The sequence below is a fragment of the Streptomyces sp. DH24 genome, assembly GCF_029813775.1.
Lineage (GTDB): Bacteria > Actinomycetota > Actinomycetes > Streptomycetales > Streptomycetaceae > Streptomyces.
This window is the reverse complement of record NZ_JARVKW010000031.1, coordinates 1-22,824: the sequence shown is the minus strand read 5'-3', so window position 1 is coordinate 22,824 and position 22,824 is coordinate 1. Positions and strand designations below refer to the sequence as shown.

Annotated in this window: 19 protein-coding genes; 11 read left to right on the top strand and 8 right to left on the bottom strand. The window is 73.9% G+C overall.

Annotated elements, in window-relative coordinates; all coding sequences use genetic code 11:
* Positions 1-92: 92 nt before the first annotated feature.
* The 3 genes from QC282_RS23235 to QC282_RS23225 form a co-directional block, all read right to left on the bottom strand.
* Positions 93-272: a hypothetical protein gene (locus tag QC282_RS23235; RefSeq protein WP_279551479.1), complete on the bottom strand. Its 180-nt coding sequence runs from the start codon at positions 270-272 to the stop codon at positions 93-95.
* A gap of 88 nt (positions 273-360) precedes the next feature.
* Positions 361-783 carry a CBS domain-containing protein gene (locus tag QC282_RS23230; protein ID WP_279551478.1) on the bottom strand — a complete coding sequence of 141 codons (423 nt, stop codon included), beginning with the start codon at positions 781-783 and terminating at the stop codon, positions 361-363.
* 150 nt (positions 784-933) lie between these two features.
* Positions 934-3,336, bottom strand: coding sequence for a SpoIIE family protein phosphatase (locus QC282_RS23225; RefSeq protein WP_279551533.1), 2,403 nt, complete (start codon positions 3,334-3,336; stop codon positions 934-936).
* A 293-nt stretch (positions 3,337-3,629) separates the two neighbouring features.
* Here QC282_RS23225 and QC282_RS23220 point away from each other — a divergent pair, with 293 nt between their 5' ends.
* Positions 3,630-5,780: a SpoIIE family protein phosphatase gene (locus QC282_RS23220; protein WP_279551532.1), complete on the top strand. Its 2,151-nt coding sequence runs from the start codon at positions 3,630-3,632 to the stop codon at positions 5,778-5,780.
* 157 nt (positions 5,781-5,937) lie between these two features.
* Here QC282_RS23220 and QC282_RS23215 read toward each other — a convergent pair whose 3' ends face one another.
* Positions 5,938-7,311 carry a S1 family peptidase gene (locus tag QC282_RS23215; protein WP_279551477.1) on the bottom strand — a complete coding sequence of 458 codons (1,374 nt, stop codon included), beginning with the start codon at positions 7,309-7,311 and terminating at the stop codon, positions 5,938-5,940.
* A 687-nt stretch (positions 7,312-7,998) separates the two neighbouring features.
* On the opposite strand from QC282_RS23215, the gene QC282_RS23210 reads away from it, so the two are divergent.
* The 9 genes from QC282_RS23210 (at position 7,999) to QC282_RS23170 (ending at position 17,718) form a co-directional block, all read left to right on the top strand.
* Entirely contained in the window at positions 7,999-8,214 is a 216-nt protein-coding gene (locus QC282_RS23210) for a type A2 lantipeptide (RefSeq protein WP_279551531.1), read from the top strand.
* Between the two features lie 176 nt (positions 8,215-8,390).
* Positions 8,391-9,197 (top strand): HlyD family efflux transporter periplasmic adaptor subunit, encoded by an 807-nt coding sequence (locus QC282_RS23205; protein WP_279551476.1) that lies wholly within the window; start codon positions 8,391-8,393, stop codon positions 9,195-9,197.
* Entirely contained in the window at positions 9,194-11,416 is a 2,223-nt protein-coding gene (locus tag QC282_RS23200; protein WP_279551475.1) for an NHLP family bacteriocin export ABC transporter peptidase/permease/ATPase subunit, read from the top strand. Before QC282_RS23205 ends, QC282_RS23200 begins: the two co-directional genes overlap by 4 nt.
* Before the next feature lies 1 nt (position 11,417).
* Positions 11,418-14,234, top strand: coding sequence for an NHLP bacteriocin export ABC transporter permease/ATPase subunit (locus tag QC282_RS23195; protein ID WP_279551474.1), 2,817 nt, complete (start codon positions 11,418-11,420; stop codon positions 14,232-14,234).
* Between the two features lie 188 nt (positions 14,235-14,422).
* The gene (locus QC282_RS23190; protein ID WP_279551473.1) at positions 14,423-15,430 is read left to right on the top strand and encodes a Ppx/GppA family phosphatase; all 1,008 of its coding nucleotides are present in this window, start codon (positions 14,423-14,425) and stop codon (positions 15,428-15,430) included.
* A gap of 67 nt (positions 15,431-15,497) precedes the next feature.
* On the top strand, positions 15,498-15,683 hold the full coding sequence (locus tag QC282_RS23185) for a hypothetical protein (protein ID WP_279551472.1): 186 nt from the start codon (positions 15,498-15,500) through the stop codon (positions 15,681-15,683).
* Positions 15,684-15,795: 112 nt separating this feature from the next.
* The gene (locus QC282_RS23180) at positions 15,796-16,815 is read left to right on the top strand and encodes an iron-containing redox enzyme family protein (protein WP_279551471.1); all 1,020 of its coding nucleotides are present in this window, start codon (positions 15,796-15,798) and stop codon (positions 16,813-16,815) included.
* A 29-nt stretch (positions 16,816-16,844) separates the two neighbouring features.
* Positions 16,845-17,492, top strand: a complete 648-nt coding sequence (locus QC282_RS23175) for a HemK2/MTQ2 family protein methyltransferase (RefSeq protein WP_279551470.1) — start codon at positions 16,845-16,847, stop codon at positions 17,490-17,492.
* Complete coding sequence (locus QC282_RS23170; RefSeq protein ID WP_279551469.1) at positions 17,473-17,718, top strand: CDGSH iron-sulfur domain-containing protein; 246 nt, start codon at positions 17,473-17,475, stop codon at positions 17,716-17,718. The genes QC282_RS23175 and QC282_RS23170 overlap by 20 nt, the downstream gene beginning before the upstream one ends.
* A 226-nt stretch (positions 17,719-17,944) precedes the next feature.
* Here QC282_RS23170 and QC282_RS23165 read toward each other — a convergent pair whose 3' ends face one another.
* Positions 17,945-18,379 carry a subtilase-type protease inhibitor gene (locus QC282_RS23165; RefSeq protein WP_279551468.1) on the bottom strand — a complete coding sequence of 145 codons (435 nt, stop codon included), beginning with the start codon at positions 18,377-18,379 and terminating at the stop codon, positions 17,945-17,947.
* A 380-nt stretch (positions 18,380-18,759) separates the two neighbouring features.
* Between QC282_RS23165 and QC282_RS23160 the strand changes: the two genes are divergently transcribed.
* On the top strand, positions 18,760-19,929 hold the full coding sequence (locus tag QC282_RS23160) for an alpha-hydroxy-acid oxidizing protein (protein WP_279551467.1): 1,170 nt from the start codon (positions 18,760-18,762) through the stop codon (positions 19,927-19,929).
* Positions 19,930-19,988: 59 nt separating this feature from the next.
* Here QC282_RS23160 and QC282_RS23155 read toward each other — a convergent pair whose 3' ends face one another.
* The 3 genes from QC282_RS23155 to QC282_RS23145 form a co-directional block, all read right to left on the bottom strand.
* The gene (locus QC282_RS23155) at positions 19,989-21,593 is read right to left on the bottom strand and encodes an RICIN domain-containing protein (protein WP_279551466.1); all 1,605 of its coding nucleotides are present in this window, start codon (positions 21,591-21,593) and stop codon (positions 19,989-19,991) included.
* 505 nt (positions 21,594-22,098) lie between these two features.
* Entirely contained in the window at positions 22,099-22,476 is a 378-nt protein-coding gene (locus QC282_RS23150; RefSeq protein WP_279551465.1) for a toxin Doc, read from the bottom strand.
* 3 nt (positions 22,477-22,479) lie between these two features.
* A complete protein-coding gene (locus QC282_RS23145; protein ID WP_279551464.1) occupies positions 22,480-22,725 on the bottom strand; it encodes a hypothetical protein in 246 nt (81 codons plus the stop codon).
* Between the last annotated feature and the right edge of the window lie 99 nt (positions 22,726-22,824).

Sequence of the window (22,824 nt, the reverse complement as noted above, 5' to 3'; positions counted from 1 at the left end):
GCCGTGATCTCCGATGAAGTATCGGGATCTGGCCGGTTTCCTGCGACCTTCGATCGGCTGAATTCTCGGTGACGCCGGTTGCCGTCGCGGGGTCAGTCCTCGCCCCGCACGATGTTGCCCTCCGGGACCCCGTCGGCCCCGCGGGACAGGTCACGGTCCGCGACGGCGGGGACCCAGGTGCGCAGGGCGTTCCTGCCCCGCAGGCGGCGGGCCCTTGACCAGCCCGTCTCGGGCCGGCGGGCGGCTGTCTTCTCCTGCGGCTGCGCGATCACGGCGCCTCGACTTCCCTTCTGCTTCCGTCAGTTGTTCCGTGGGAGGGCACGGATGTTCGCCTCCCCGGGCGTACGAGGGCGACCGGCCTCAGTCGTTGGGCCGGGCCACGCTGATGTCGCCGAGCGCGGATTCGGGGTCGCGTTCCATGGCGAGGTCCCCGAGGGAGACGATGCCGACCGGGTGGCCGTCCTCGACGACGGGCACCCGGCGCACGGCGTGTTCCCGCATCAGCTCCACCACGTGGTCGAGATCGTCGTCCGGCGACACCGTCACCAGCTCGGTGTCGCTGCACGCGCCCGCCACGGTGGTGCTTTCCGGGTCTCCGCCCTCGGCGACGGACCTCACCACCAGGTCGCGGTCGGTGACCAGGCCACGCAGCCGGTCGCCGTCCGTGACGAGGACGGCGCCGAGGTTCTGGTCGCGCATGATGCGGGCCACCGCGGCGACGGACGACTGTGGTTCCACGGTCACCGGCGCGCCGGTCATGATGTCGCGCACGTGCTGGGTCATGGCTTCTCACCGTCCCGCTCGGCCGGCCCGCCACCCGATCACCGGGTGGACCGCCGTGCCGGCCGTCAGAGATGTCGGGTACCCGGGAATCCGCCGCGCGCACCTCGCCGCAACATCTCGCGGAACGCGCAACCAGCGGCCGGCGGGGCGTCATTTGACCGCGATCTCGCTCCACACCTGCTTGCCGCCGCTGACGGGCACCGTCCCCCAGGCCGCCGACATGGCCTCCACCAGCAGGATGCCGCGCCCGCCGGTCGCCTCCCAGCCGATGCTGGTCGGCTTGACCGGGCTGCGGGGCGAGGCGTCGGCGACCGCGACGCGCACCCGGCCGTTGACCAGGGTGAGGTCGAGGCGGACCTGGCCGCCGGTGTGCGCGAGGGCGTTGGTGACGAGTTCGGAGACCACGAGGAGGATCGTGTCGATCTCGCGTGTCACGCCCCAGGCGCGCAGGGTGCGGCGGGTGAAACGGCGGGCGTGCCGCACGGCCTCGGGGACGCGCCACACCGTCCAGCTCTCGCGCTGGGGACGGCGGGCCATGCCGTCGTAGCGCACCAGGAGCAGGGCGACGTCGTCGCCGCGTCCGGCGTTGCCGAGGAGGGCGTCGGCGACGAGTCCGAGGTGCGCGGGGTCGGAGACGGCCAGCTCGTGGGCGAGCCGGTCCATGCCGGTGTCGATGTCGGTCTCGGGGGTTTCCACCAGCCCGTCCGTGGCCAGGGCGATCACCGTGCCGGGCCGCAGCCTGAGCGGGCTCATGGGGAAGTCGGCCCGCGCCGTGACGCCGAGCGGCGGGCCGCCCTCCGCCTCCGCGATCTCCGTCTCGCCGCCGGGGTGGCGCAGCACCGGCGGCAGGTGCCCGGCGCGCACGCACCAGGCGGTGCCCTCCTCCATGTCGATGTCGACGTAGGCGCAGGTGGCGAAGAGGTCGGTCTCCATCTCCGTCAGGAGGCGGTTGGCGTGCGAGACGACCACGTCCGGCGGGTGCCCTTCGGTGGCGTAGGCGCGCAGCGCGGTGCGCATCTGGCCCATCAGGGTGGCCGCGGCGGCGCTGTGGCCCTGGACGTCGCCGATCACGAGGGCCACGTGGTTGTCGACGAGCGGGATGACGTCGTACCAGTCGCCGCCGAGTTCCAGGCCGGCCGTGCTGGGCAGGTAGCGGGCGACGGCGACCGCGCCGGGGAGTTTCGGCAGGCGGCGGGGCAGCAGCTGGCGTTGCAGCATGCCGACCAGTTCGTGCTCGGCGTCGAAGGCGTGGGCCCGCATCAGGGCCTGGCCGGCCAGCCCGGCGGAGGCGGTGAGCAGGGCGCGCTCGTCGGGTCCGAAGTCGTGCGGGGTGTCCCAGCCGATCAGGCAGGCGCCGGCCATGCGGCCCCCGGCGGGCAGCGGCAGTACGGCGAGGCCGCCGGGGCCGACCTCGGCGAGGGCGGGTTCCAGGGCGGTGCCCGCGGGCCAGATCGCCGCGCGGCCGTCGCGCAGCGCGGCGGCGAGGGTGGGCATGGCGCGCACCGGCGCGTCGGGCCACTCGGTGCGCCACTCCAGGCGCCACAGCTCGGGCCACGACTCGGGTTCGGGCGGGTCCAGGACGGTGACGACGAGGCGGTCGCCCTCCAGTTCCGCGAGCGCGATCCGGTCGGCGTGCAGCGGGCCGCGCAGCGCGGACACGACGGCCTGGCTGACGTCACGGACGGTGCCGGCGGTGGCCAGCGCGGCGGCCAGGCGCTGCACGCGGGCCACGTCGGTGACGTCGGAGCGCGTCTTGGAGGCGTCCACGACGGTGCCGACGAGCCGCGGCGACCGGCCGTCGCCGCCGGGCACCAGCCGGCCGCGCAGCCGCAGCCACCGGGGCGGGCCGTCCGGCTGGAGGACGCGGAACTCCAGTTCGCGGTCGCCGATCGACATGTGGTCGGCCTCCACCACCGACATCAGCGACGGCAGGTCCTCGGGCACGGTGAGGCCGAGGAGGGTCTCGACCCGGCCGTCGAAGCGGGTGCGGGCCATGCCGAACAGTTCGAGGATGTCGTCGCCGACCTCGACCCGGCCGCTGTCCATGGCGAGGCTGAAGGCGTTGGACCGCAGTTCCTCGCCCTCGGCCGCGGCGGCCGGGGCGGACCAGACGACGGCCTCGGCGATGAGCTCCAGGCACTTGCGTTCGTCGGTGTCGAAACCGTCGGGGGCCTCGCTGACGGCGAGGAGGCCGCCGCTGTGCTCGCCGCGCAGGGGCAGCGCGCCGACGAAGAACTCGCGGGACGGCACGCGCCGGGACTCGGCCGATTCGGCGAGTTCGGCGGGGCACCGCCACACCGCCTGCCCGGCGCGGTGCGCGTCGGCGACCGGGGAGTGCCCGGCGATCGGATAACTGTCGCGGACGCCGTACAGGGTTCTCGGCACGCCGGCCGACTCCACCAGGCACAGCAGCTGGGGGTCCTCGCCGGGGGTGTAGACGCCGACGAACGCCGCCCCCGCGAAGACCAGCGCCTGTTCCAGCACGCGGCGCGTCCGTTCGGGTGAGGCGGGGGCCGAGGTGAGGGTCCTCAGGGCCGTCTCGGCACGCGGCATCGTCGCTCCGCGTCCCGCCGCGTCCTCACTGGCCACGCCGTCATTACAGCGCTTATGCCGCGCCCGCGCAGCCCCTGCGGACGTTCCGCGGTGGCCGCGGCCCGGCCCCGCGGCACGGCCTGGTGGTGGCACGGTCCGGTGGTACGGGTACGCGGGGGCGCACAGGGCGTACGTACCCCCACCCCGTATGACGCCCGCGCGGGCCGGTCGGGGCGGCCGGCCGTTCGTGGTGCGGAACGGGGGCCGGGGAGGGAGATTTGAGGCCTGGAACCGTCACTGCGCCGGGCGAGGAGGTGGTCGGCGTGCCGGACGGGCCGTCACCGGCACGGGCTTCCGCGGACGCACGGACGCCGCCCGGCCGCCCGCTGCTCTCCCTCGCGCTGGCCTCGATGATGGACGAGGTGCACGCCCACTCGGGTGCCGTGTATCTGCTGGCGCCGGACGAGCCGGTGCTGGAGATGGCGGTGATGGCGGGGCTGCCCCGGGTCTTCGCGGCGCCGTGGGAACGGGTGGGCCTGAGCGCGCCGGTCCCGGTCGCCGAGGCGCTGCGCGAGCGGCGGCTGGTGTGGGTGGGCGGCGAGGAGGAGATGGCGCGCCGTTTCCCGCGCATCGCCATGGTGCTGCCCTATCCCTTCGCGCTGGCCGCGCTGCCGGTCGCGACCGCCTCCCGGGCGTACGGATCGGTCTTCGTGACCTGGCCCGGTTCGCATCCGCCGGAGCTGTCGAAAGGGGAGCGCGACCATCTGCGCGCGGGCTGCGAACGGCTGGCGCTGCGCCTGGAGCGGGCCGCCGAGGAGAACCGCCCGGTGCACCCCGAGCCCGATCTGTCGGCCGAGCCGGCGCTGCGGGGCGCGGCCCACACGCTGGGCTCGGTGGAGGCGGCGCGGATGGTGTCGCGGCTGCCGTACGGGCTGTGCTCGCTCGATCTGCACGGGCGGGTGACGTTCGCCAACCCGGCGGCGGCGGAGCTGATGGGCGCGCAGGTCGGCGAGCTGCTCGGCACCCCGCTGTGGGTGTCGGTGCCGTGGCTGAACGACCCGGTGTACGAGGACCGGTACCGGGCCGCGCTGATCAGCCAGCACACGACCTCGTTCGTGGCGCTGCGGCCGCCCGGCGACTGGCTGTCGTTCCGGCTGTATCCGAGCACCACCGGGCTGAGCGTGCGCGTCAGCCGGGCCCGGGCGGTGACGGAGCTGAACCGGACGGCGCGACACCGTGCCGCCGCACCCCGGCTGGTCACCATCACGCAGGTGCTCACGCTGGCCAGCGCGCTGACGGAGGCGGTGAGCGCGCAGGACGTGGTGCAGCGGGTGGCGGACGACGTCGCGCCGGCCGTGGGCTGCACGGCGCTGGTCGTGCTCGGTTCCCGGGTGGGCCGCATGCACGTGCTGGGACACCGCGGGTATCCCGATCCGCGGATCGTGGAGCGGTTCGACGGCATGCTGCTCACCGAGCGGACGCCGGGCACGCAGGTCCTGCGGACGGGCGTGCCGGCGTTCCTGGAGTCGCAGGAGGAGCTGGAGCGCCTGTATCCGGCGCGGCGCGAGACGCCCGACGGGAACGCGGCGTGGGCGTACCTGCCGCTGATGGCCTCCGGGCGGCCGGTGGGCACCCTCGTGCTGGCGTACGCCGAGCCGCATCCGTTCCCGGCGGACGAACGGGCGGTGCTGACGAGTCTGGCCGGCATGATCGCGCAGGCCCTGGAGCGGGCCCTGCTGTACGACGCGAAGCACCGGCTGGCGCACGGCCTGCAGGAGGCGCTGCTGCCGCACTCGCTGGCGCCGCTGCCGGGCTTCGAGACGGCGGCCCGCTATCTGCCGGCCACGCAGGGCATGGACATCGGGGGCGACTTCTACGACCTGGTGCCGGTGTCCGGGATGGCGGCCGCGGTGATCGGGGACGTACAGGGGCACAACGTGACGGCGGCGGGGCTGATGGGGCAGCTCCGCACGGCGGTGCGGGCGTACACGGCCGTGGGGCAGGCCCCGGAGGAGGTGATGAGCAGCACCAACCGGCTGCTGATCGACCTCGGCTCCGATCTCTTCGCGAGCTGCCTCTATCTGCGGCTCGACCGGGAGCGGGGGCGGGCCGTGATGGCCCGTGCGGGTCATCCGCCGCCGCTGCTGCGACGTCCGGACGGGCGGGTGCGGGTGCTGGATCTCGCCGGTGGCCCGCTGCTGGGGATCGACGCGTCGGCCTCGTACCCGACGACGGAGGTCGACCTCTCCCCCGGCAGTCTGCTGGTCCTCTACACCGACGGGCTGGTCGAGTCCCCAGGCGTGGACTTCGAGGACGCGCTCGCGGCGCTCGGCCGCCGCCTGTCCGACGCCGGGGACCTGCCCCTGGACGAGCTGGCCGACGCCCTCGTGCACGGGAACGCGCGCGAGGGCGAACGGCTCGACGACATCGCCCTGTTGCTGCTGCGGGCCCGGGGCGACGGGTGAGAGCCGGTCCGGCCTCCCGCCGAGGAGCCGGACCGGCCACCGCCCGGCCGGAACCGCGGGTGTGGCCGAGCGGTGCCTGGGTGCCGAGCGGCGCGGAACCGTCGGTACCGAGCCGTGCGGCGCGGAACCGTCGGCGTGGTGCCGCGCTGCGGGTGGGTCAGTCCGTCCGCTCGTGGCCGTTCGCGAGGCCGTTGCCGCGTCCGGCGCCGGGTGCGGTGCCGGGCGCGGTGCCGGGCGCGCCGGGCTCCTCGCCGGTGCCCGCGTCCTCACCGCCGGTCTCGTCGTGACCGACGCCCGCGTCACCACCGACGCCCGCGCCCTCACCGTCTGCCGCGCCATCACCGGCACCGCCTGCCTCGTCACCACCGGCACCGGCGTCCTGGCCGTCGGCGCCCGCGTCGCCCTCGCCGCCGTCGCCGCCGTCGCCGAGGGTCGCGCCGACCGCCTCCAGGGCCGTGGTGACCGGCTGGAAGAACGTCTCGCCGCCGACCGTGCAGTCACCGCTGCCGCCCGAGGTCAGGCCTGTCGCGAGGCCGTCCCGGGTGAACAGTGGGCCGCCGCTGTCGCCCGGTTCGGCGCACACGTCGGTCTGGATGAGCCCGGCGACCGTGCCCTCCGGGTAGTTGACGGTGGCGTCGAGCCCGAGGACCTGGCCGTCGGCGAGTCCCGTGGTGCTGCCCATCCGGAACACCTGCTGGCCGACGACTGCCTCGGCAGCCTCGCTGATCCGGACGGTCTGCCCGCCGGCGTTCACCTCGCTGGGCGCCTCGGTGTCCGGGTCGTCGTACCTGACGAGCGCGAAGTCGCCGGCGCCGGGGAAGGTGGCCCGGTCGACGGTGGCGATCGGCGCCCCGTTCTCCGCGTCGGACCACTGCTCGCTCGCGACGCCGCAGTGCCCGGCCGTCAGGAAGGCGGGCGAGCCGTCGCCCGCGGTGACGTTGAAGCCGAGGGAGCAGCGCGCTCCGCCGCCGAAGACGGCGTCGCCGCCCGAGGCGAAGGTCCTGAAGGTGCCGGCGGACTTCCTGATGGTCGCCATGCCGGAGCCGAGGCCGTCGACCGTGGACTCCAGTCGGTCCCACGCGGCGCCGGTGACGGTGCTGTCGGCGGTCACCAGGATCTTGTTGGTGCGCGGGTCGACGGCCCACGCGGTGCCGGGGACGGCCGCCTCGGACCTCAGCGTCCGCGCGCCGGCTTCGAGCTCAGCGGTGCTGTTGGCGACCTCGCGGACGGCCGCGCCCGCCTTCTTCGCCCGCACGATCACGCTGCTGTCGTCGCCGGGCACGACGTTGACCACGAGCTGCCGCTGGTCCGCGTCGTAGTACGAGCCGGCGAAGGCGTCGCCGAGCAGGCCGGCGAGCCGGGAGGCGAGGTCCGAGGCGTCCTCCGCCTTCAGGGTCCTGGGTGCGGCGGCGTCCGAGGCGTCGTCCTGCGAGGCGCTGGCGTTCGGCAGCAGGATCGTGGCCGCGCCGAGCGCGACCACGGTGCCCGCCGCCAACGCGGCCTTGCGCTTCGCGATTCGCTTGTGACTCAAACTTCTCGACCTCCTGGGGTACGGGGACCGTGCCACCGGTCGGCAGCTGTCGGGGCGCCTGGACGGCAGGTGGTACGCACGGGCCCGGTGGGGCGTTCAATCCCGTCCGCGGGTCCCTGAGTCCGGCGTGCGCGCGGCGCGGGAACCGCCGCGTGCCGCGCCGGACGCGCAATGGGCGTGCCGGGCATCCCTTCTGACCACCATTCAGAAGTCGCGGCGCTCACTTGCGGGCAAACACGGAGCGCAACCGATCGACAACGCTCCGTTCCGGGCAAGGAACGGAATCCAGGCTTCAGGGAATCTGCACACCGACTGCCCAACGCGGTCACCGGGGTTGGCCGACCCGCACACGCGTCCGAGCCGGGTTATGCCATTGGTGCGGGAGTGCCGGAATCGCCGGGAGAGACGCAAGGGGTCGGGCGAACCGATGCCGTGGGGCATGTGAAGAAGTCGCCGCCGCGTCGTGCGCAAGCCTGCACCGTTCGACCCGTCTGTGCGTCAAATGGCCTGATGGGGGGTTTGGTTGATTGGAAGCCCGGACGCGCTGCGTGCTTTGATCCATCGCACCGCAGGGACCGTTCGGACCCCCGGAGACGGGGTGCCCGGTGCCCGCGGTGGCGGCCGTCCGTCTGTCCCCCAGAGGGGGCCGCTCCCCCCTTGTGAATGTCCATACGAAGGGAAAGTTCCATTATGAACACCCCCCAGGTTGAGACCGTTGAGATCTCCGACGCCGAGCTCGACAACGTCTCCGGCGGTCTGTCCGTCAACACCCTCAACAGCGCCACCGGCGCCCTGAACGGTGTTGCCCCGGTCACCCAGACCGTCGACACGGTCGTCGGCACGGTCGAGGGTGTCACCGGCCTGAACGTCGCCCCGGTCCAGGGCCTGGTCGCCGGTCTCTGATCGCGCCGCTGTGCGTATGAGTCCCGGAGCCGCAGCCGGCGGTTCCGGGATTCTCGGTTGTCGTCTTCGATCCGGCCGTTCACCCGGCCGTCAGTCCGGTCGTTCATCCGGCCCGCTCCGCGAGCCCCGCGCCCGCGCCGGCCGGTCCGAGTGGTCTCGCAGGTGAGGGAAAGTCCGTGCAGTTCCGCCAACAGGCCCTCGCCAAGCTCCAGTCGCCCGAAGAGCTGGACCTCCCGGTGCGGTTCGCCCGGCCGCAGGGCTGGCTCGTCATGTCGGTGACGCTGGTCGCGATGGCGGCGGCCTCCGTGTGGGCGACCACCGGCTCGGTGTCCTCCACGGTCAGCGCGCCCGCCGTCCTCACCCACGGCCAGGGCAGTTACCTCCTGCAGAGCCCCGTCGCGGGCCAGGTCACCGCGGTCCTCACCGAGCAGGGCCGGCGGCTGCCCGCCAACTCCCCCGTCCTCAAGGTCCGCACCGAGCAGGGCGAGACCGTCGTCCGTACCGTCGACGCGGGACGCGTCAGCGCGATCGCCGCCACGGTCGGCCAGATCATCCGGACCGGCGCGAACGTCGCCGCGATCGAGAAGGTCGCCCACGCGGACGACCCGCTGTACGCGACCGTGTACGTGCCCGCCGAGAACGCGGCCTCGATCCCCGCGCGCGCCTCCGTCGACCTGACGCTCCAGTCGGTGCCCAGCCAGGAGTACGGCGTGCTGCGCGGCCATGTGAAGTCCGTGGACCGCACCGCCCAGTCCGCCCAGCAGATCGCGGCGTTCCTCGGCGACAGCCAGCTGGGCGAGCAGTTCACCAGGAAGGGCAGGCCGGTGGCCGTGACCGTCCGCCTCGACAAGTCGTCCGGCACCAGGAGCGGTTACGCGTGGTCGACCGCCGACGGGCCGCCGTTCGGCCTCACCTCGATGACCCTCGCCACGGGTTCGATCGAGCTTTCCGACCAGCGTCCCGTCGACTGGCTGCTGCCGTGAGCGCCGCGCAGGACACCCGCTCCCGGCGGCGCGCCGCCCCGCCCAGGCGCAAGGTACCCACGGGCCGGGTGAAGACGGTCCGCACCCCGACGGTGCTCCAGATGGAGGCCGTCGAGTGCGGCGCGGCCTCGCTGGCGATGGTCCTCGGCCACTACGGCAGGCACGTCCCGCTGGAGGAGCTGCGCATCGCCTGCGGCGTGTCCCGGGACGGCTCGCGCGCCAGCAACCTGCTGAAGGCCGCGCGCAGTTACGGCCTGACCGCCAAGGGCATGCAGATGGACACCGCGGCGCTCGCCGAGGTGACGGCCCCGGCCATCCTGTTCTGGGAGTTCAACCACTACGTCGTCTACGACGGCATGGGCCGGCGCCTCGGCCGCCGCGGGGTCTACATCAACGACCCGGGCAAGGGCCGCCGTTTCGTGCCCATGGAGGACTTCGACGGCAGCTTCACCGGCGTCGTGCTGGTGATGGAGCCCGGCGACGGTTTCAGCCGGGGCGGCCGCAAACCGGGCGTGCTGGGCGCGATGCCGGCCCGGCTGCGCGGCACGGCGGGCACCCTGCCCGCCGCGGTGCTGGCGAGTCTGCTGCTGGTGCTGGTCGGGGCGGCGGTGCCGGCGCTGAGCCGCACCTACATCGACATGTTTCTGATCGGCGGCCAGACCTCGCTGCTGGGCGTGCTGTTCGCGTCGATGGCGGCGTGCGTGCTGCTGACGGTGGTGCTGACCTGGCTCCAGCAGGCCAACCTGCTGCACGGCCGCATCATCTCCTCCACGCTGTCCAGCGCCCGGTTCCTGCGGCATCTGCTGCGGCTGCCGGTGACGTTCTTCTCGCAGCGCAGCCCGGCCGACCTCGTGCAGCGGCTGCAGTCCAACGACGCCGTGGCGGAGACGCTGGCCCGCGACCTCGCGGCGGCGGGCGTCGACGCGGTCGTGGTCGTCCTGTACGCGCTGCTGCTGTACACGTACGACCCGCAGCTCACCTTCGTCGGGATCGGCGTGGCGCTGCTGAACATCGTGGCGATGCGGGTCGTCATCCGGTTGCGCGCCACCCGGACGGCGAAGCTCCGCGCGGACACGGCGCGGCTGACGAACACCGCCTACACCGGCCTGCAGCTGATCGAGACGCTGAAGGCGACGGGCGGCGAGGACGGCTACTTCCGCAAGTGGGCCGGGCAGCACGCCACCACGCTGGAGGAGCAGCAGCGGCTCGGTGTGCCGAGCGCCTGGCTCGGCGTGGTCGCGCCGACGCTCGCCACGCTGAACAGCGCGCTGATCCTGTGGATCGGCGGCATGCGCGCGGTCGAGGGCCACATCTCGATCGGCCTGCTGGTCGCCTTCCAGGCACTGGTCACCCGCTTCACGGCCCCGCTCACCCGGCTGAACGGCGTCGCGGGCCGCATCCAGGACTTCGCGGCCGACGTGGCCCGCCTGAAGGACGTGGAGAACTTCAAGGCCGACCCGCTCTACGGCCGTCCCGGCACCGGCGACTCCACGCGCCGGCTGCACGGGCACGTCGAGCTGGAGAACATCACCTTCGGCTACAACCCGCTGGACAAGCCGCTGCTCAGCGGCTTCGACCTGACCGTCGGCCCCGGGCAGCAGGTCGCCCTGGTCGGCGGCTCGGGCAGCGGAAAGTCCACGGTCTCCCGGCTGATCTCGGGCCTCTACACCCCGTGGGAGGGCGTGATCCGCATCGACGGGCAGCGCATCGAGGACATCCCGCGCGGCGCGCTGGCCGCCTCCGTGTCCTTCGTGGACCAGGAGGTGTTCCTGTTCGAGGGCACCGTCCGCGACAACGTGGCGCTGTGGGACCCGTCGATCCCGGACGACGCGATCGAGGAGGCGCTCCAGGACGCGGCGCTCTACGACGTGATCGTGCGCCGCCCGGGCGGAATCCGCAGCCGGGTGGAGCAGGACGGCCGGAACTTCTCCGGCGGACAGCGCCAGCGCCTGGAGATCGCCCGGGCGCTGGTGCGCCGGCCGAGCATCCTGGTGCTGGACGAGGTGACGAGCGCGCTCGACGCGGAGACCGAGCTGGTCGTGATGGACAACCTGCGCAAGCGAGGCTGCGCCTGCGTGGTGATCGCGCACCGGCTCAGCACCGTGCGCGACAGCGACGAGATCGTCGTTCTCCAGCACGGCACGATCGTGGAGCGCGGGCGGCACGACGAACTGGTGGCGCGCGGCGGAGCGTACGCGGCGCTGGTCAGGGAGCGGTGAGATGACGACCGGCCACGAGGGCGACCTCGTTCTCGGCGCGTTCGGCGCGCTCGGCACACCCATCGACTGCGCGGGGCTCAGCCGCCTCGACCTGGAGGGGCCGCAGGTGCTGTGGCTCGTCGCGTCGGGCGCCGTCGACCTGTTCGCGGTGGACGCGGAGCAGCAGGGCCACTGGCACCACCTCGGCCGGCTGGAGGCGGGCTCGCTGCTGCTCGGCCCGGTGACCGGACCGCAGCACACCCTGGTCGCGCGCCCGCTGCGGAACTGCGTCGTGCGCCGCATCGGGCTGCGCGAGCTGTACCAGCCGGCGAGCACCCAGACGTGGTCGTACGACGAGTACGGCAACCCGCAGTACGTGCCGCCGACGACGAGTCCGCTGGAGTACGCGCTCGCCCTCGGCGTGGGCCGCAGCCTGTCGATCCTGTTCCAGGCGCCGATGGCCGGCGACGGGGGTGTGGCGCCCGCCGACGACGACGTGTTCTGGATGCAGGTGCCGCCGGGCAGCGTGCAGTACGGCTCGCTGTACGGCGCGGAGGCGGCGGCCGACCTGCTGATGGACCCGGCGCTGTGGCAGAGCGTGGTCGACCAGCAGTACCGGCTGCTGACCACCCTGGACCGCTGGATCGAGCAGCTGGAGCGCTCCCACGAGACGCGGACGGCGGCCGGCATCAAGGCCGGTGAGGCGGTGCGCGCCCAGGCGGACCGCACGCTGCTCGCCTCCATCGGCAAGCGGTCCGAGCGGCGCGCCACGGCGGCCGACGCCGACGCCACGTACGCGGCGTGCAAGCTGGTGGCCGGTCGGTCGGGGATCGTGCTGGCCGAGCCCGCGCAGAGCGGCACGGGCGGCGACCGGCTGGACCCGGTCGAGCAGATCGCCGTGGCCTCCCGGGTCCGCACCCGCGCCGTACGGCTCGACGGCCAGTGGTGGCGGGACGACGTGGGGCCCCTGGTCGGGCACCGGGCGCTGTCGGGGGCGCCGGTCGCGCTGCTGTGGCGGCGCGGCGGGTACGTGGCGGTGCATCCGTCGACCGGGCGGGAGACGCCGGTCGAGAAGGCCAACGCCGAGGAGTTCGAGCCGCGCGCGGTGATGTTCTACCGCCCGCTGCCGGAGAAGCGGCTCGGCCCTGCGGGGCTGCTGCGGTTCTGCATGCGGGGCACGCGCCGGGACCTCGTCGGCCTGCTGCTGAGCGGTCTGGTGACGGTGGCCATCGGGGCGCTGGTACCGGTGGCGACGGGCAAGGTGCTCGGCGACTTCGTGCCGGCGGCGCAGACGGACCTGATCGTCCAGGTGTGTCTGGCGGTGATGCTCAGCAGCGTGGTCGCGGCGGCGTTCATGCTGCTGCAGAACCTGACGATCCTGCGGCTGGAGGGCCGGGTCGAGGCGACGCTGCAGCCGGCGGTGTGGGACCGGCTGCTGAGGCTGCCGACGAAGTTCTTCACCGAGCGGTCCACCGGTGAGCTGGCGAGCGCCGCCATGGGCATCAGCGCGATCCGCAGGCTGCTGGCGGGCGTCGGGCCCACGGTGGCTCAGTCGGTCACGGTCGGCGCGATGAACCTGGGCCTGCTGCTGTGGTTCAGCGTGCCCATGGCGCTGGCGGCGATCGGCATGCTCGTCGTGATCGCGGCCGTGTTCATGGGGCTGGGGCTGTGGCAGGTGCGCTGGCAGCGGCGGCTCGTGGTGCTCACCAACAAGCTCAACAACCAGGCGTTCCAGACCCTGCGCGGCCTGCCGAAACTGCGGGTCGCGGCGGCCGAGAACTACGCGTACGCGGCGTGGGCGGCCCAGTTCGCGCGCAGCCGTGAGCTCCAGCAGCGGGTCGGCCGCATCAAGAACCTCACGACGGTGCTCGGGGCGGTCTATCTGCCGCTGTGCACGCTGCTGATGTTCATGCTGCTGGCCGGTCCCGCGCGCGGCACCATGTCGGCGGCGGCGTTCCTCACCTTCAACACGTCGGTGACGATGCTGCTGACCTCGGTCACGCAGCTGACCGGCGCGTTCGTCTCCGCGGTGGCGGCGCTGCCGCTGTTCGAGGAGATCCGGCCGGTGCTGGAGGCGACGCCCGAGGTGCGCACCGCGAGCACCCGGCCGGGACCGCTGACCGGCGCGATCGAGGCGCGGCGGCTGTCGTTCCGGTACGCCGACGACGGGCCCCTCGTCCTGGACGACGTGTCGTTCGCGGTGCGGCCCGGCGAGTTCGTCGCGATCGTCGGCCCGAGCGGCTGCGGCAAGTCCACGCTGCTGCGGCTGCTGATCGGCTTCGACCGGCCGGTGTCGGGCAGCGTGCTGTACGACGGTCAGGACCTCGCGGCCCTGGACCAGTCGGCCGTGCGCCGGCAGTGCGGTGTGGTGCTCCAGCACGCGCAGCCGTTCACCGGTTCGATCCTGGACGTCATCTGCGGCAGCGAGCCGTACACGCCGGAGGAGGCCATGGCCGCGGCCGAGATGGCGGGCCTGGCCGAGGACATCCGGCGGATGCCGATGGGCCTGCACACCATCGTCTCGGGCAGCGGGGCCGTCTCGGGCGGTCAGCGCCAGCGGCTGATGATCGCGCAGGCGCTGATCCGCCGCCCGCGGATCCTGTTCTTCGACGAGGCGACCAGTGCCCTCGACAACGAGACGCAGCGCACGGTCATCGAGAGCACCAAGGCCCTCAACGCGACCCGCGTCGTGATCGCGCACCGGCTGTCGACGGTGCTGGACGCGGACCGGGTGATCGTGATGGAGGACGGCAAGGTCATCCAGCAGGGCCCGCCCGCGCAGCTGCTCGCCGACACGGGCGGCCGGCTGCACGAGCTGGTGCGGCGGCAGATGGCGTGAGGGCCGACCCCGGTGCGCGGTCCGCCGGCCCGCTCGCCGCGCGTGCGCGTCCGGCGCGGTGCGGCGGACGTCCCGGTCGGCCGCTCGGGGGCTTCTTTCGGACTTCTTCCCGGGTTCTCCCCTCGTTTTCCCGGAGTTCGGCCGGCTTCGCCCGTTGCTCGCGGGCGTACGCGGGTACTCACCGTTCTATGCGAATCAGCGTCGTGGATGTGGGGTCGAACGCGGTCCGGCTCGTGGTGGCGGACGCGCAGGGCGGGGTTCCGCTGCCGGTGCACACCGCCAAGTGGCGGCTCAGGCTGTCGGAGCAGGTGGCGCCCGGCGGTCCGGTGCCGGAGGAAGCCGTCGAACGACTCGTCGACGCCGTGGCCGCGGCGGCCAGGACGGCCGAGCGGTGGGGCGCCGCCGCGCCGCTGGCCTTCGCCACCGCCGTCGTACGGGCCGCGCCGAACAGTCACGACGTGCTGCGCGCGGTCCGGTCCCGCACGGGCGTCGCCCTGTGCACCCTGCCGGGCGAGGTCGAGGCCGAGCTGACGTTTCTCGCCGCCCGGCGCTGGATGGGCTGGCGCTCCGGGCCGCTTGCGATGCTCGACATCGGCGGCGGCTCCCTGGAGGTGGCGTTCGGCCGGGGCAGGCTGCCGGACTTCGCGGCGTCGCTGCCGCTGGGCGCGGGCCGTCTGACCCACGAGTTCTTCGCCGACGCCGACCCGCCGGCGCCCGAGCAGGTGCGGGCGCTGCGCCGCAGGGTGCGGCACCAGTTGCGCGACGTCGCGGGGCGGATCCGCTGGGAGCGTCCGCAGACGGCGGTCGCCGCCTCGCGCACCTTCCAGCAGCTGGGCCGGCTGTGCGGTGCCCCGCCCGGGCGGCAGGGGCCGTTCGTGGAGCGCCGGCTGCGCAGCGCGGACCTGGGCGCGGCGATCGACCGGCTGGCCGCGCTGCCCGCAGCCGAGCGCGCCCGGCTGCCGGGAATCTCCGCGCCGCGGGCCGCGCAGAGCCTGGCCGGCGCGGTGGTGGGGCACACGGCGATGAAGCTGACCGGCCTGCGGACGCTGACGATCTGCCCGTGGGCGATCCGCGAGGGCATCCTGCTGCGCCACATCGAGGACGGTCCGTCGTGGTGGGCGGAGGTCAGCCGACACGCCGAGGAGCCCGCTCCGCCGGGCCCGGTACCCCTGCGGATCGCGACGGCGACCCACTGAGCGACTGAGCTCCTGCTGGCTGACCCGCCTGGCCACGCCCCGCCCACCGACTCCCTAAGGAGGCTCCGTGACCGACGACCGCAAGCGTTCCGAGGAACAGCCGAACACGGCACTCGAAGAGGTCCTCGCCGAGGTGGAGGAGGCCGAGCGCCGCACCACCGAGACCGACCGGCAGCGACGCCGCAGGGGTGAGGCCGGGGAGGCCATCACCCCGAACACGGGCGCCCAGGAGCAGTCCTCGGGCGACGACTGAGCGGCCGCCTTCCTCGCCCGTGTGGCCGGACCGCGGGCCGGGTCCGTGGAGGCCCTCCGACAGGTGCCCCACACCCGGGCGTGCCGGAGCCCGCTCCGGGTACCCGGGGCGCATGGCGCACGACAGTGAAGAACCACGACTGCCGACGGCCCGGGGCCCGCTCTCCGAGGCCGTCGCGCGGTACCTGCGCGGTGCGGGTCCGCTGCCCGGCCCCGACGCGACGGCGGACGCGGACCCGTACGGCGACGACCTCCAGCTCGCCCTCTACCTGTGCTACGAGCTGCACTACCGCGGTTTCGCGGGGGTGCCCGCCGACCTCGAATGGGACCCGGACCTGCTCCGCACCCGGGCCGCGCTGGAGGGCCGTTTCCTGGCCGCCCTGCGCGCGGACACCCCGGTCCACGACAGCGTGGCGGACGCGATCGCCGACCTCCTGGTCGAGCCGGTGGACGGCACCGGCGTGTCGTACTTTCTGCGCGACAAGGGCGAGCTGTGGCACCTGCGCGAGTACGCGGCGCTGCGCTCCCTGTACCACCTGAAGGAGGCCGACCCGCACGCCTGGGTGCTGCCGCGGCTGTCGGGCCGGGCCAAGGCGGCGATGGCCGCGGTGGAGTTCGACGAGTTCGGCGGCGGTCGCGCCGACCGCGTGCACGCCCGGCTGTTCGCGGACCTGATGACCGACCTGGGCCTGGACACCACGTACGGGCGGCATCTCGACGCGGCCAACGCCGAGGCCCTGGTCACGGTGAACATGATGTCCCTGTTCGGGCTGCACCGAAAGCTGCGCGGCGCGCTCGTGGGGCACTTCGCGGCCGTCGAGATCACCTCGTCGCCCGGTTCCCGGCGGCTGGCCGAGGCGATGCGCCGCACGGGCGCGGGTCCGGCCGCCGAGCACTTCTACGACGAGCACGTCGAGGCCGACGCCGTGCACGAGCAGGTGGTGCGGCACGACGTCATCGGCGGGCTGCTGGAGCAGGAGCCGCACCTCGCCCCGGACGTGGTCTTCGGCATCGACGCCACCGGTCACGTAGAGGACCGCCTCGGGGCACGCCTGCTTGCGGACTGGCAGGACGGCCGCTCGGCGCTGCGGACGCCGCTCCCGACACCCGTCGAGCCGGAATCCTCCCCATGAATCCTGAATGCCGGGGTACCTGGACGGACGTGAATCCACTGGTACTGCCGGGCGTGTACGCCCCTCAGGACGACACCCGGTTGCTGACCGGGGCCCTCTACGACGAGCCGGTTCCGCCCGGCGCGGACGTTCTCGACGTCGGCACCGGAAGCGGCGCCCTCGCCCTGGCCGCCGCGCGGCGGGGAACCCGGGTGACAGCCGTGGACGCGTCGTGGCGCGCGGTGTGCGCCGCCCGCGTCAACGCCCTGCTGGCCGGAGCGCGGATCCGGGTCAGGCACGGGCACCTCTTCGAGCCGGTGCGCGGCGAGACCTTCGACCTCGTGATCGCCAACCCGCCGTACGTGCCGGCGCCCGGCGACGGTCCGCGCGGCGCGGCCCGGGCCTGGGACGCGGGCCGCGACGGGCGGCTCGTCCTCGACGAGATCTGCCGTGAGGCACCCGCCGTGCTGCGTCCCGGCGGTGTTCTGCTGGTCGTGCAGTCCTCGCTCAGCGCGCCCGACCGGACGCTCGGGCAGTTGCGCGCCGCGGGACTGAAGGCCGCGGTGACCCGGCGGCGCCGGGTGGCGTTCGGTCCGGTGCTGCGCGGCCGGGAGCGCTGGCTCAGGGAGCGGGGTCTGCTCGACCCGGCCGAGAACGAGGAAGAGCTGGTGGTGGTCCGTGCCGAACGCCCCGTCTGACCCGCCCCGCAGGATCACCGTCCGGCGCCGGGGACCGATGCTCGTGGAGGGCCCGGTGGAGGTGGAGCTGGAGGACGGCACGACCGTGTCGTCCGACCGCTTCCGGGTCGCCCTGTGCACCTGCCGCCGCAGCCGCCGTTATCCGTGGTGCGACACCAGCCACCGGTCCAGGACGCCGCCGAAGGACCGTTCCGGCGGTTCCCCGCAGGAGCGCCCGGACGACTGAGGCCGGCCCGGTGCGGGAGCCGGCCCCCCCCGGCACACGAACGCCGGGGCGGGCGCCGCCGTCCCCACGGCAGTGGCGTCCCGCCCCGGCACGACCGGCGAACCCACGGGCGGCCCCACTCCGCCCACCGGTCCCCCGGCACGAGATCGCCGGCCCGCGCACAGGCACTCGCGCTCCCCAGCCACGAGTCACCTCAGGTGCGCGGGGACCGCGCGATCCCGGTCCCTCAGAACGTGAAGACGCTCGTTGCGGCGCCCTTCACGCACTCGTTGGAGAAGGTCCGTTCGTAGGAGACCCGGCGGCCCTCCCACACGCCGTCGACCGTGACGACGACGGGGTCGTACTCCCGGGTGCACAGCACGTCGCCCCCGGCGGTCGCGAGCGCGTCGAAGTCGCCTGCGGCCAGGCGCAGTTCCGCACAGGCCTGCCGCGCGGCGGGATGGGTGCCGGCGGGCCGCGGGGCGCAGGACAGGGTGACCGCGCGTTCCGGGGTGGAGGCGGCCAGGCTCTCGCCGTGACCCACGGTCAGGACCAGGGCCGACGGGGCGTAGAGCGAGGCGGGGGCGGCGTGCGGGGCGGCGAGGCCGGCCCCTGCGAGGGGTCCGCAGACGGCGGTGGCCGTCAGACCCAGAATCGTCGCCCAGCGCGCGGTGTTCCGCATTGTGTGCTTCCTTCCGCTCGATTACGAGGAGTGCCGGTCCGTGCCCGGTGAGTGCCGGACCGGCGAGCGCGAGTCTGCCGAGTCCGCTGCGGAAACACACCTCGACCCCATGGGTTTCGGTAACCTTGCGTGTTGAATCAGTGGCTCGAAGTCACAGAATTCGAACGTTGCAGTGCCCTGACAGCGCCAATCTTGATCGCCTTAAGCAGCCAACTGGCGCATTCTGATCGCTCTGCAATAGGCCGGAAACATTCCGATTGGGACCTGTCCGACCCCCGCGGCGGACCTCCCCGGGCCCGTCCCCGGGGCGCGGACCGGTACTTACCCGTGGGTATGGTCTGGGGCGGCGCGTTCTCAGCGACGAGAGACGGGACTTACGCATGGGCAGGCACTGGGCCGACTTCCAGTACGAGATCTACCTGAGCGGCATGACGGGGGCGGTGCCCCGGCTGCCCACCGATCTGACCCGGCTGGAGGAGCTCACCGAGCAGCGCCTCGACCCCGGTCCGGTCGGCTACGTGGCGGGCAGCGCGGGCGACGGCAGCACGGCCCGCGCCAACCGGGCGGCCCTCGCCCGGCGCCGGATCGTGCCGCGCGTGCTGCGCGACGTGCACGACCGCGACCTGTCGGTGGAGGTGCTGGGCCGCGCGCTGCCCGCCCCGCTCGCGCTGGCGCCGGTCGGCGTGCTGTCGATCATGCATCCGGACGCCGAGCCGGCCGCCGCCCGGGCCGCCGCGGCACAGGGCGTGCCGTTCGTCCTGTCCTCCGCGTCCAGCACGCCGATGGAGCAGGTCGCCGAGGCGATGGGCGACGGGGAGCGCTGGTTCCAGCTGTACTGGCCGAAGGACCGCGAGGTGGCGCGCAGTTTCCTGGACCGCGCGAAGGCCGCCGGGTACAGCGCGCTCGTCGTCACGCTGGACACTCCCCTGCTGTCCTGGCGCCCGCGCGACCTCGACCAGGCATATCTGCCGTTCCTGCACGGCGTGGGCACCGCCAACTACTTCTCCGACCCGGCGTTCCGGGCGGGCCTCGCCAAGCCGGTGCACGAGGACCCGAACGCGGCCGTGATGCACTTCGTCGGCATGTTCGCCGACCCCGCCAAGACCTGGCCGGACCTGGCCTTCCTGGGGGAGAACTGGGACGGGCCGATCGTCCTCAAGGGCGTGCTGCACCCCGACGACGCGCGGCTGGCCGCGGACGCCGGGATGGACGGCGTGATCGTGTCCAACCACGGCGGCCGTCAGGTGGCCGGGGCCGTGGCGGCCGCCGACGCGCTGCCCGGAGTGGTCGAGGCGGTCGGCGACCGGCTCACCGTGCTGTTCGACAGCGGCGTCCGCACCGGCGACGACCTCTTCAAGGCGCTGGCGCTCGGCGCGCGGGCGGTGCTCGTCGGACGGCCGTACGTGTACGGGCTCGGGCTGGACGGTCAGGCGGGCGTCGAGCACGTGATCCGCTGCCTGCTCGCCGAACTGGACCTCACCCTCGCCCTGTCCGGACACGCCACACCGGCCACGCTCACCGCCGCCGACCTGGTCACGGACCCCGTGTGACGGCAGCGGGGCGGGCACCCGCGCCGGACGCGCGGTGTCCGCCCCGGAGCCCGGCGCGACTAGGGTCTGCCGGACAGCCCCGACGCCCGGGCGGGCGGGGCGTCCTTGTCCGCGATGGACAGGGAGCCCTCGGCCACCGGGGCCGGATCGGTGCGCCAGCGCTGCGCGTCGGAGCCGTCCCGCACCTTGACGACGACGTCGGCGTTCGCGTCAGGGGTGGTGACGGCGAGGGCCAGCTGCTTCTCCCAGCGCGGCAGCAGCTCACCCCGGACGGTGAGGTCGTAGCGGACGTCGTCGGCGCGTCTGTCGCCCCGTTCGGCGCACGTGCCGAGGATGACGACCCCGGCGTCCGCGCGGGAGTCCAGGCACAGCCCGGGGTCGGCGGCGCTGCGCAGCAGGCCGTCCTCCTCGAACGTCCACTGCTGGGTCCACGCCGGCGAGCAGGCCGCCGGCCGCACGCCCGCCCCTTCCTCGGCCCGGCCGCGCACGTCGAGGCACAGGTCGGCGGCGGCGTTCCGCAGCCGCGCCTGCCGGGGCGCCGTGGGCAGCCCGGCCGGGTCGGGCGGGACGGGGGACGCGGCGCCGGGTGCCGTGGCCCCGCCGCCGGGGGCGCTGGTGGAGGCCGCCGGGCCGGCGCCGCCGTCGTAGGACCACATGTTCGCGATGAGGACGGTGGTCAGCACCACGGCCGAGACGGCTCCGACGCCCGAGAGCAGGGTGCGCGGGGAGCGCGGGACGGGCGGCGTCCAGCGGCCCGGGGCGGGCATCCGCAGCAGGGTCCGGTGCCGGCCGCGGCGCGCGGCGCCCCGCGCGCGGCGTGAGCCGGGTGCCGTCCGGCCGGGCCGCGAGTCGAGATAGCGCCGCGCGCCCCAGCCGAGCACGGCCTCGGCGAGCAGGGTCCCCAAGCCGCTTTCGACGTGGCTGAGTTGTTCGGCGGCGAAGCGGCAGTGCCGGCACTCGGCGAGATGCTCGCGGACATCCGGCAGCAGGGCGCCGCCACGCCGGATCGGGACGTCGAGGAGCCGGTTGTAGAAGCGGCAGTCCTTGGTCGGCGCGAGTTCCCGGTGGGCCCGGACGCAGCCTTCCCGGAATTTTTCACGTGCCTGTTCGAGGACGGCCGACGCGGTGTCGGTGTCCATGGCCAGCAGACCGGCCGGTACGGATATGGCCTCTGCCTCGACCTCGGTGTGCCACAGCAAGCAGCGCGCTGCGGACGGAAGGGACTGAAATGACCGTTGGGCCAGTGTCCGGTTTTCGGGCGTGAGCGACTTCGCCGTGCGCATACCTCGGCCGCCGGCGGGTTTCTGCAAAGGGGGCAGAACGCCGGATGTCCGGTCGTCGGCGGCCCACTCGCGGACCGTGTCCCGGACGGTCACGAGGAGCCGGGGACGCAGTGCGGACGACGGCGCGCCGAGGGCGCTGCGGTCGAGGGCCCGGCGGAACGCGGCCGCGGTGACCATGGCGGCGACGGGCTCCGAGGAGGCCAGGCAGATCACGGCGTAGTCGTGTGCCGCCTGCCAGTGCCGCGCCATCAGCAGGGCGACGGTCCGGGCGGACTCGTCCTCGCTGCGGCCCTTGAGCCGGGCGACCAGGGACTCGTCGGATTCTCCGGGATCGCCGCCGGGCGGCGGATAAGGGGGACGAGGGGGGTGGGGGGTGGGCACTGAGCTGTTTCCTTCCCACGCGCGCGTGACACAGAAGTGCAGCTCGCCGTAAAGGCGCCGGAGTCGGTGCGGACCTTTCGGGCGACGAAGCGGGAGGTGGAATTCACCGACCGCGAATCGCACCCGGTTGGTCGGCCCCGGTACGACGGCCGGCTTTTACCCCTCCGCACGGGGGGTTCACTCTGGCACAAGTCACTCAGGCCCAACAAGGCACTCCGACAACCTCAGCACCGTTGAAAGAAAGTCAGAAAGGCCGCACTCCCGGCGCCGTGCGCAGCGGCTTTCGCCTTTCATGCGCCCCGTGTGAATTCCCCGCGCCCGCCGGGGCTTCGCGCACGCTGCCGGCTCCCACGGCAGCGTGGTCCACTGGAAGCGGCCCTTCGCACCGGGCCCCGCGCGGGACGGCGGCTCTCCCGCGCGACACGGACCGCCGGCCCCGATCCTCCCGCCCTCGGCCGGCGGCCCCGGTGCGCCCGTCAGATCCGCCAGGACCGCAGCGCGCCCGTCAGATCTGCCAGGACCGCAGCCGGTCGGCCGCGCCGTACACGTCGGCCTTGCCGGACATCAGGTCGCGGGCGAGGTCGACGAGGGCGCCGTAGGGCGGGTCGATGCCGGCGCCGCTGACGAACATGTACGCCACGGCCGTCGCGCAGGCGAAGCGGGCGTTGGCCGACGGCAGCGGCTTGAGCAGGGCGAGGGTGTGCAGCAGGGCGGCGGCCCGCCAGGCCGGGTCGGAGTCGACGCCGAGCCGGGGCGGGTCGACCCGGTGCCGGGCGACGGCGGCGACCAGCGCGGAGAAGTCGTTGATCGTGGGCTGCTCCGGCAGCACCTCCTCGTGACGCTGGAGGAGCCAGGGCACGTCGATGTGGATGACGGGTGCCATCGGTCAGGCGACCCGCCCCTCGTCCCCGGCGGCCGGTTCGTCGTCCGGGAAGGCGGCGGCGAACTCGTCGGCGTGGGCGGCGAAGAACTTGCGGAACTCCTCCGCGCCCTCCTGCAGCGCCCGGTGCCGGGCGATGTCGGCCGCGGCGGCCTCCCGGACGAGGGCCTTCATGGACGTACCGCGTTCCTTGGCGATCTGCCGGAGGTCCTCTAGCTCGCGGTCGCTGAACTCCACGTTGAGAGCTGGCATGCGTTCACGGTACCGCTCGGGTACTGTCCCGTAAATATCCGCAGGTCAGTGCCTGGATCGGACGGTACCGCAGGAGCGTTTCCGCACGAGGTCCGGGGG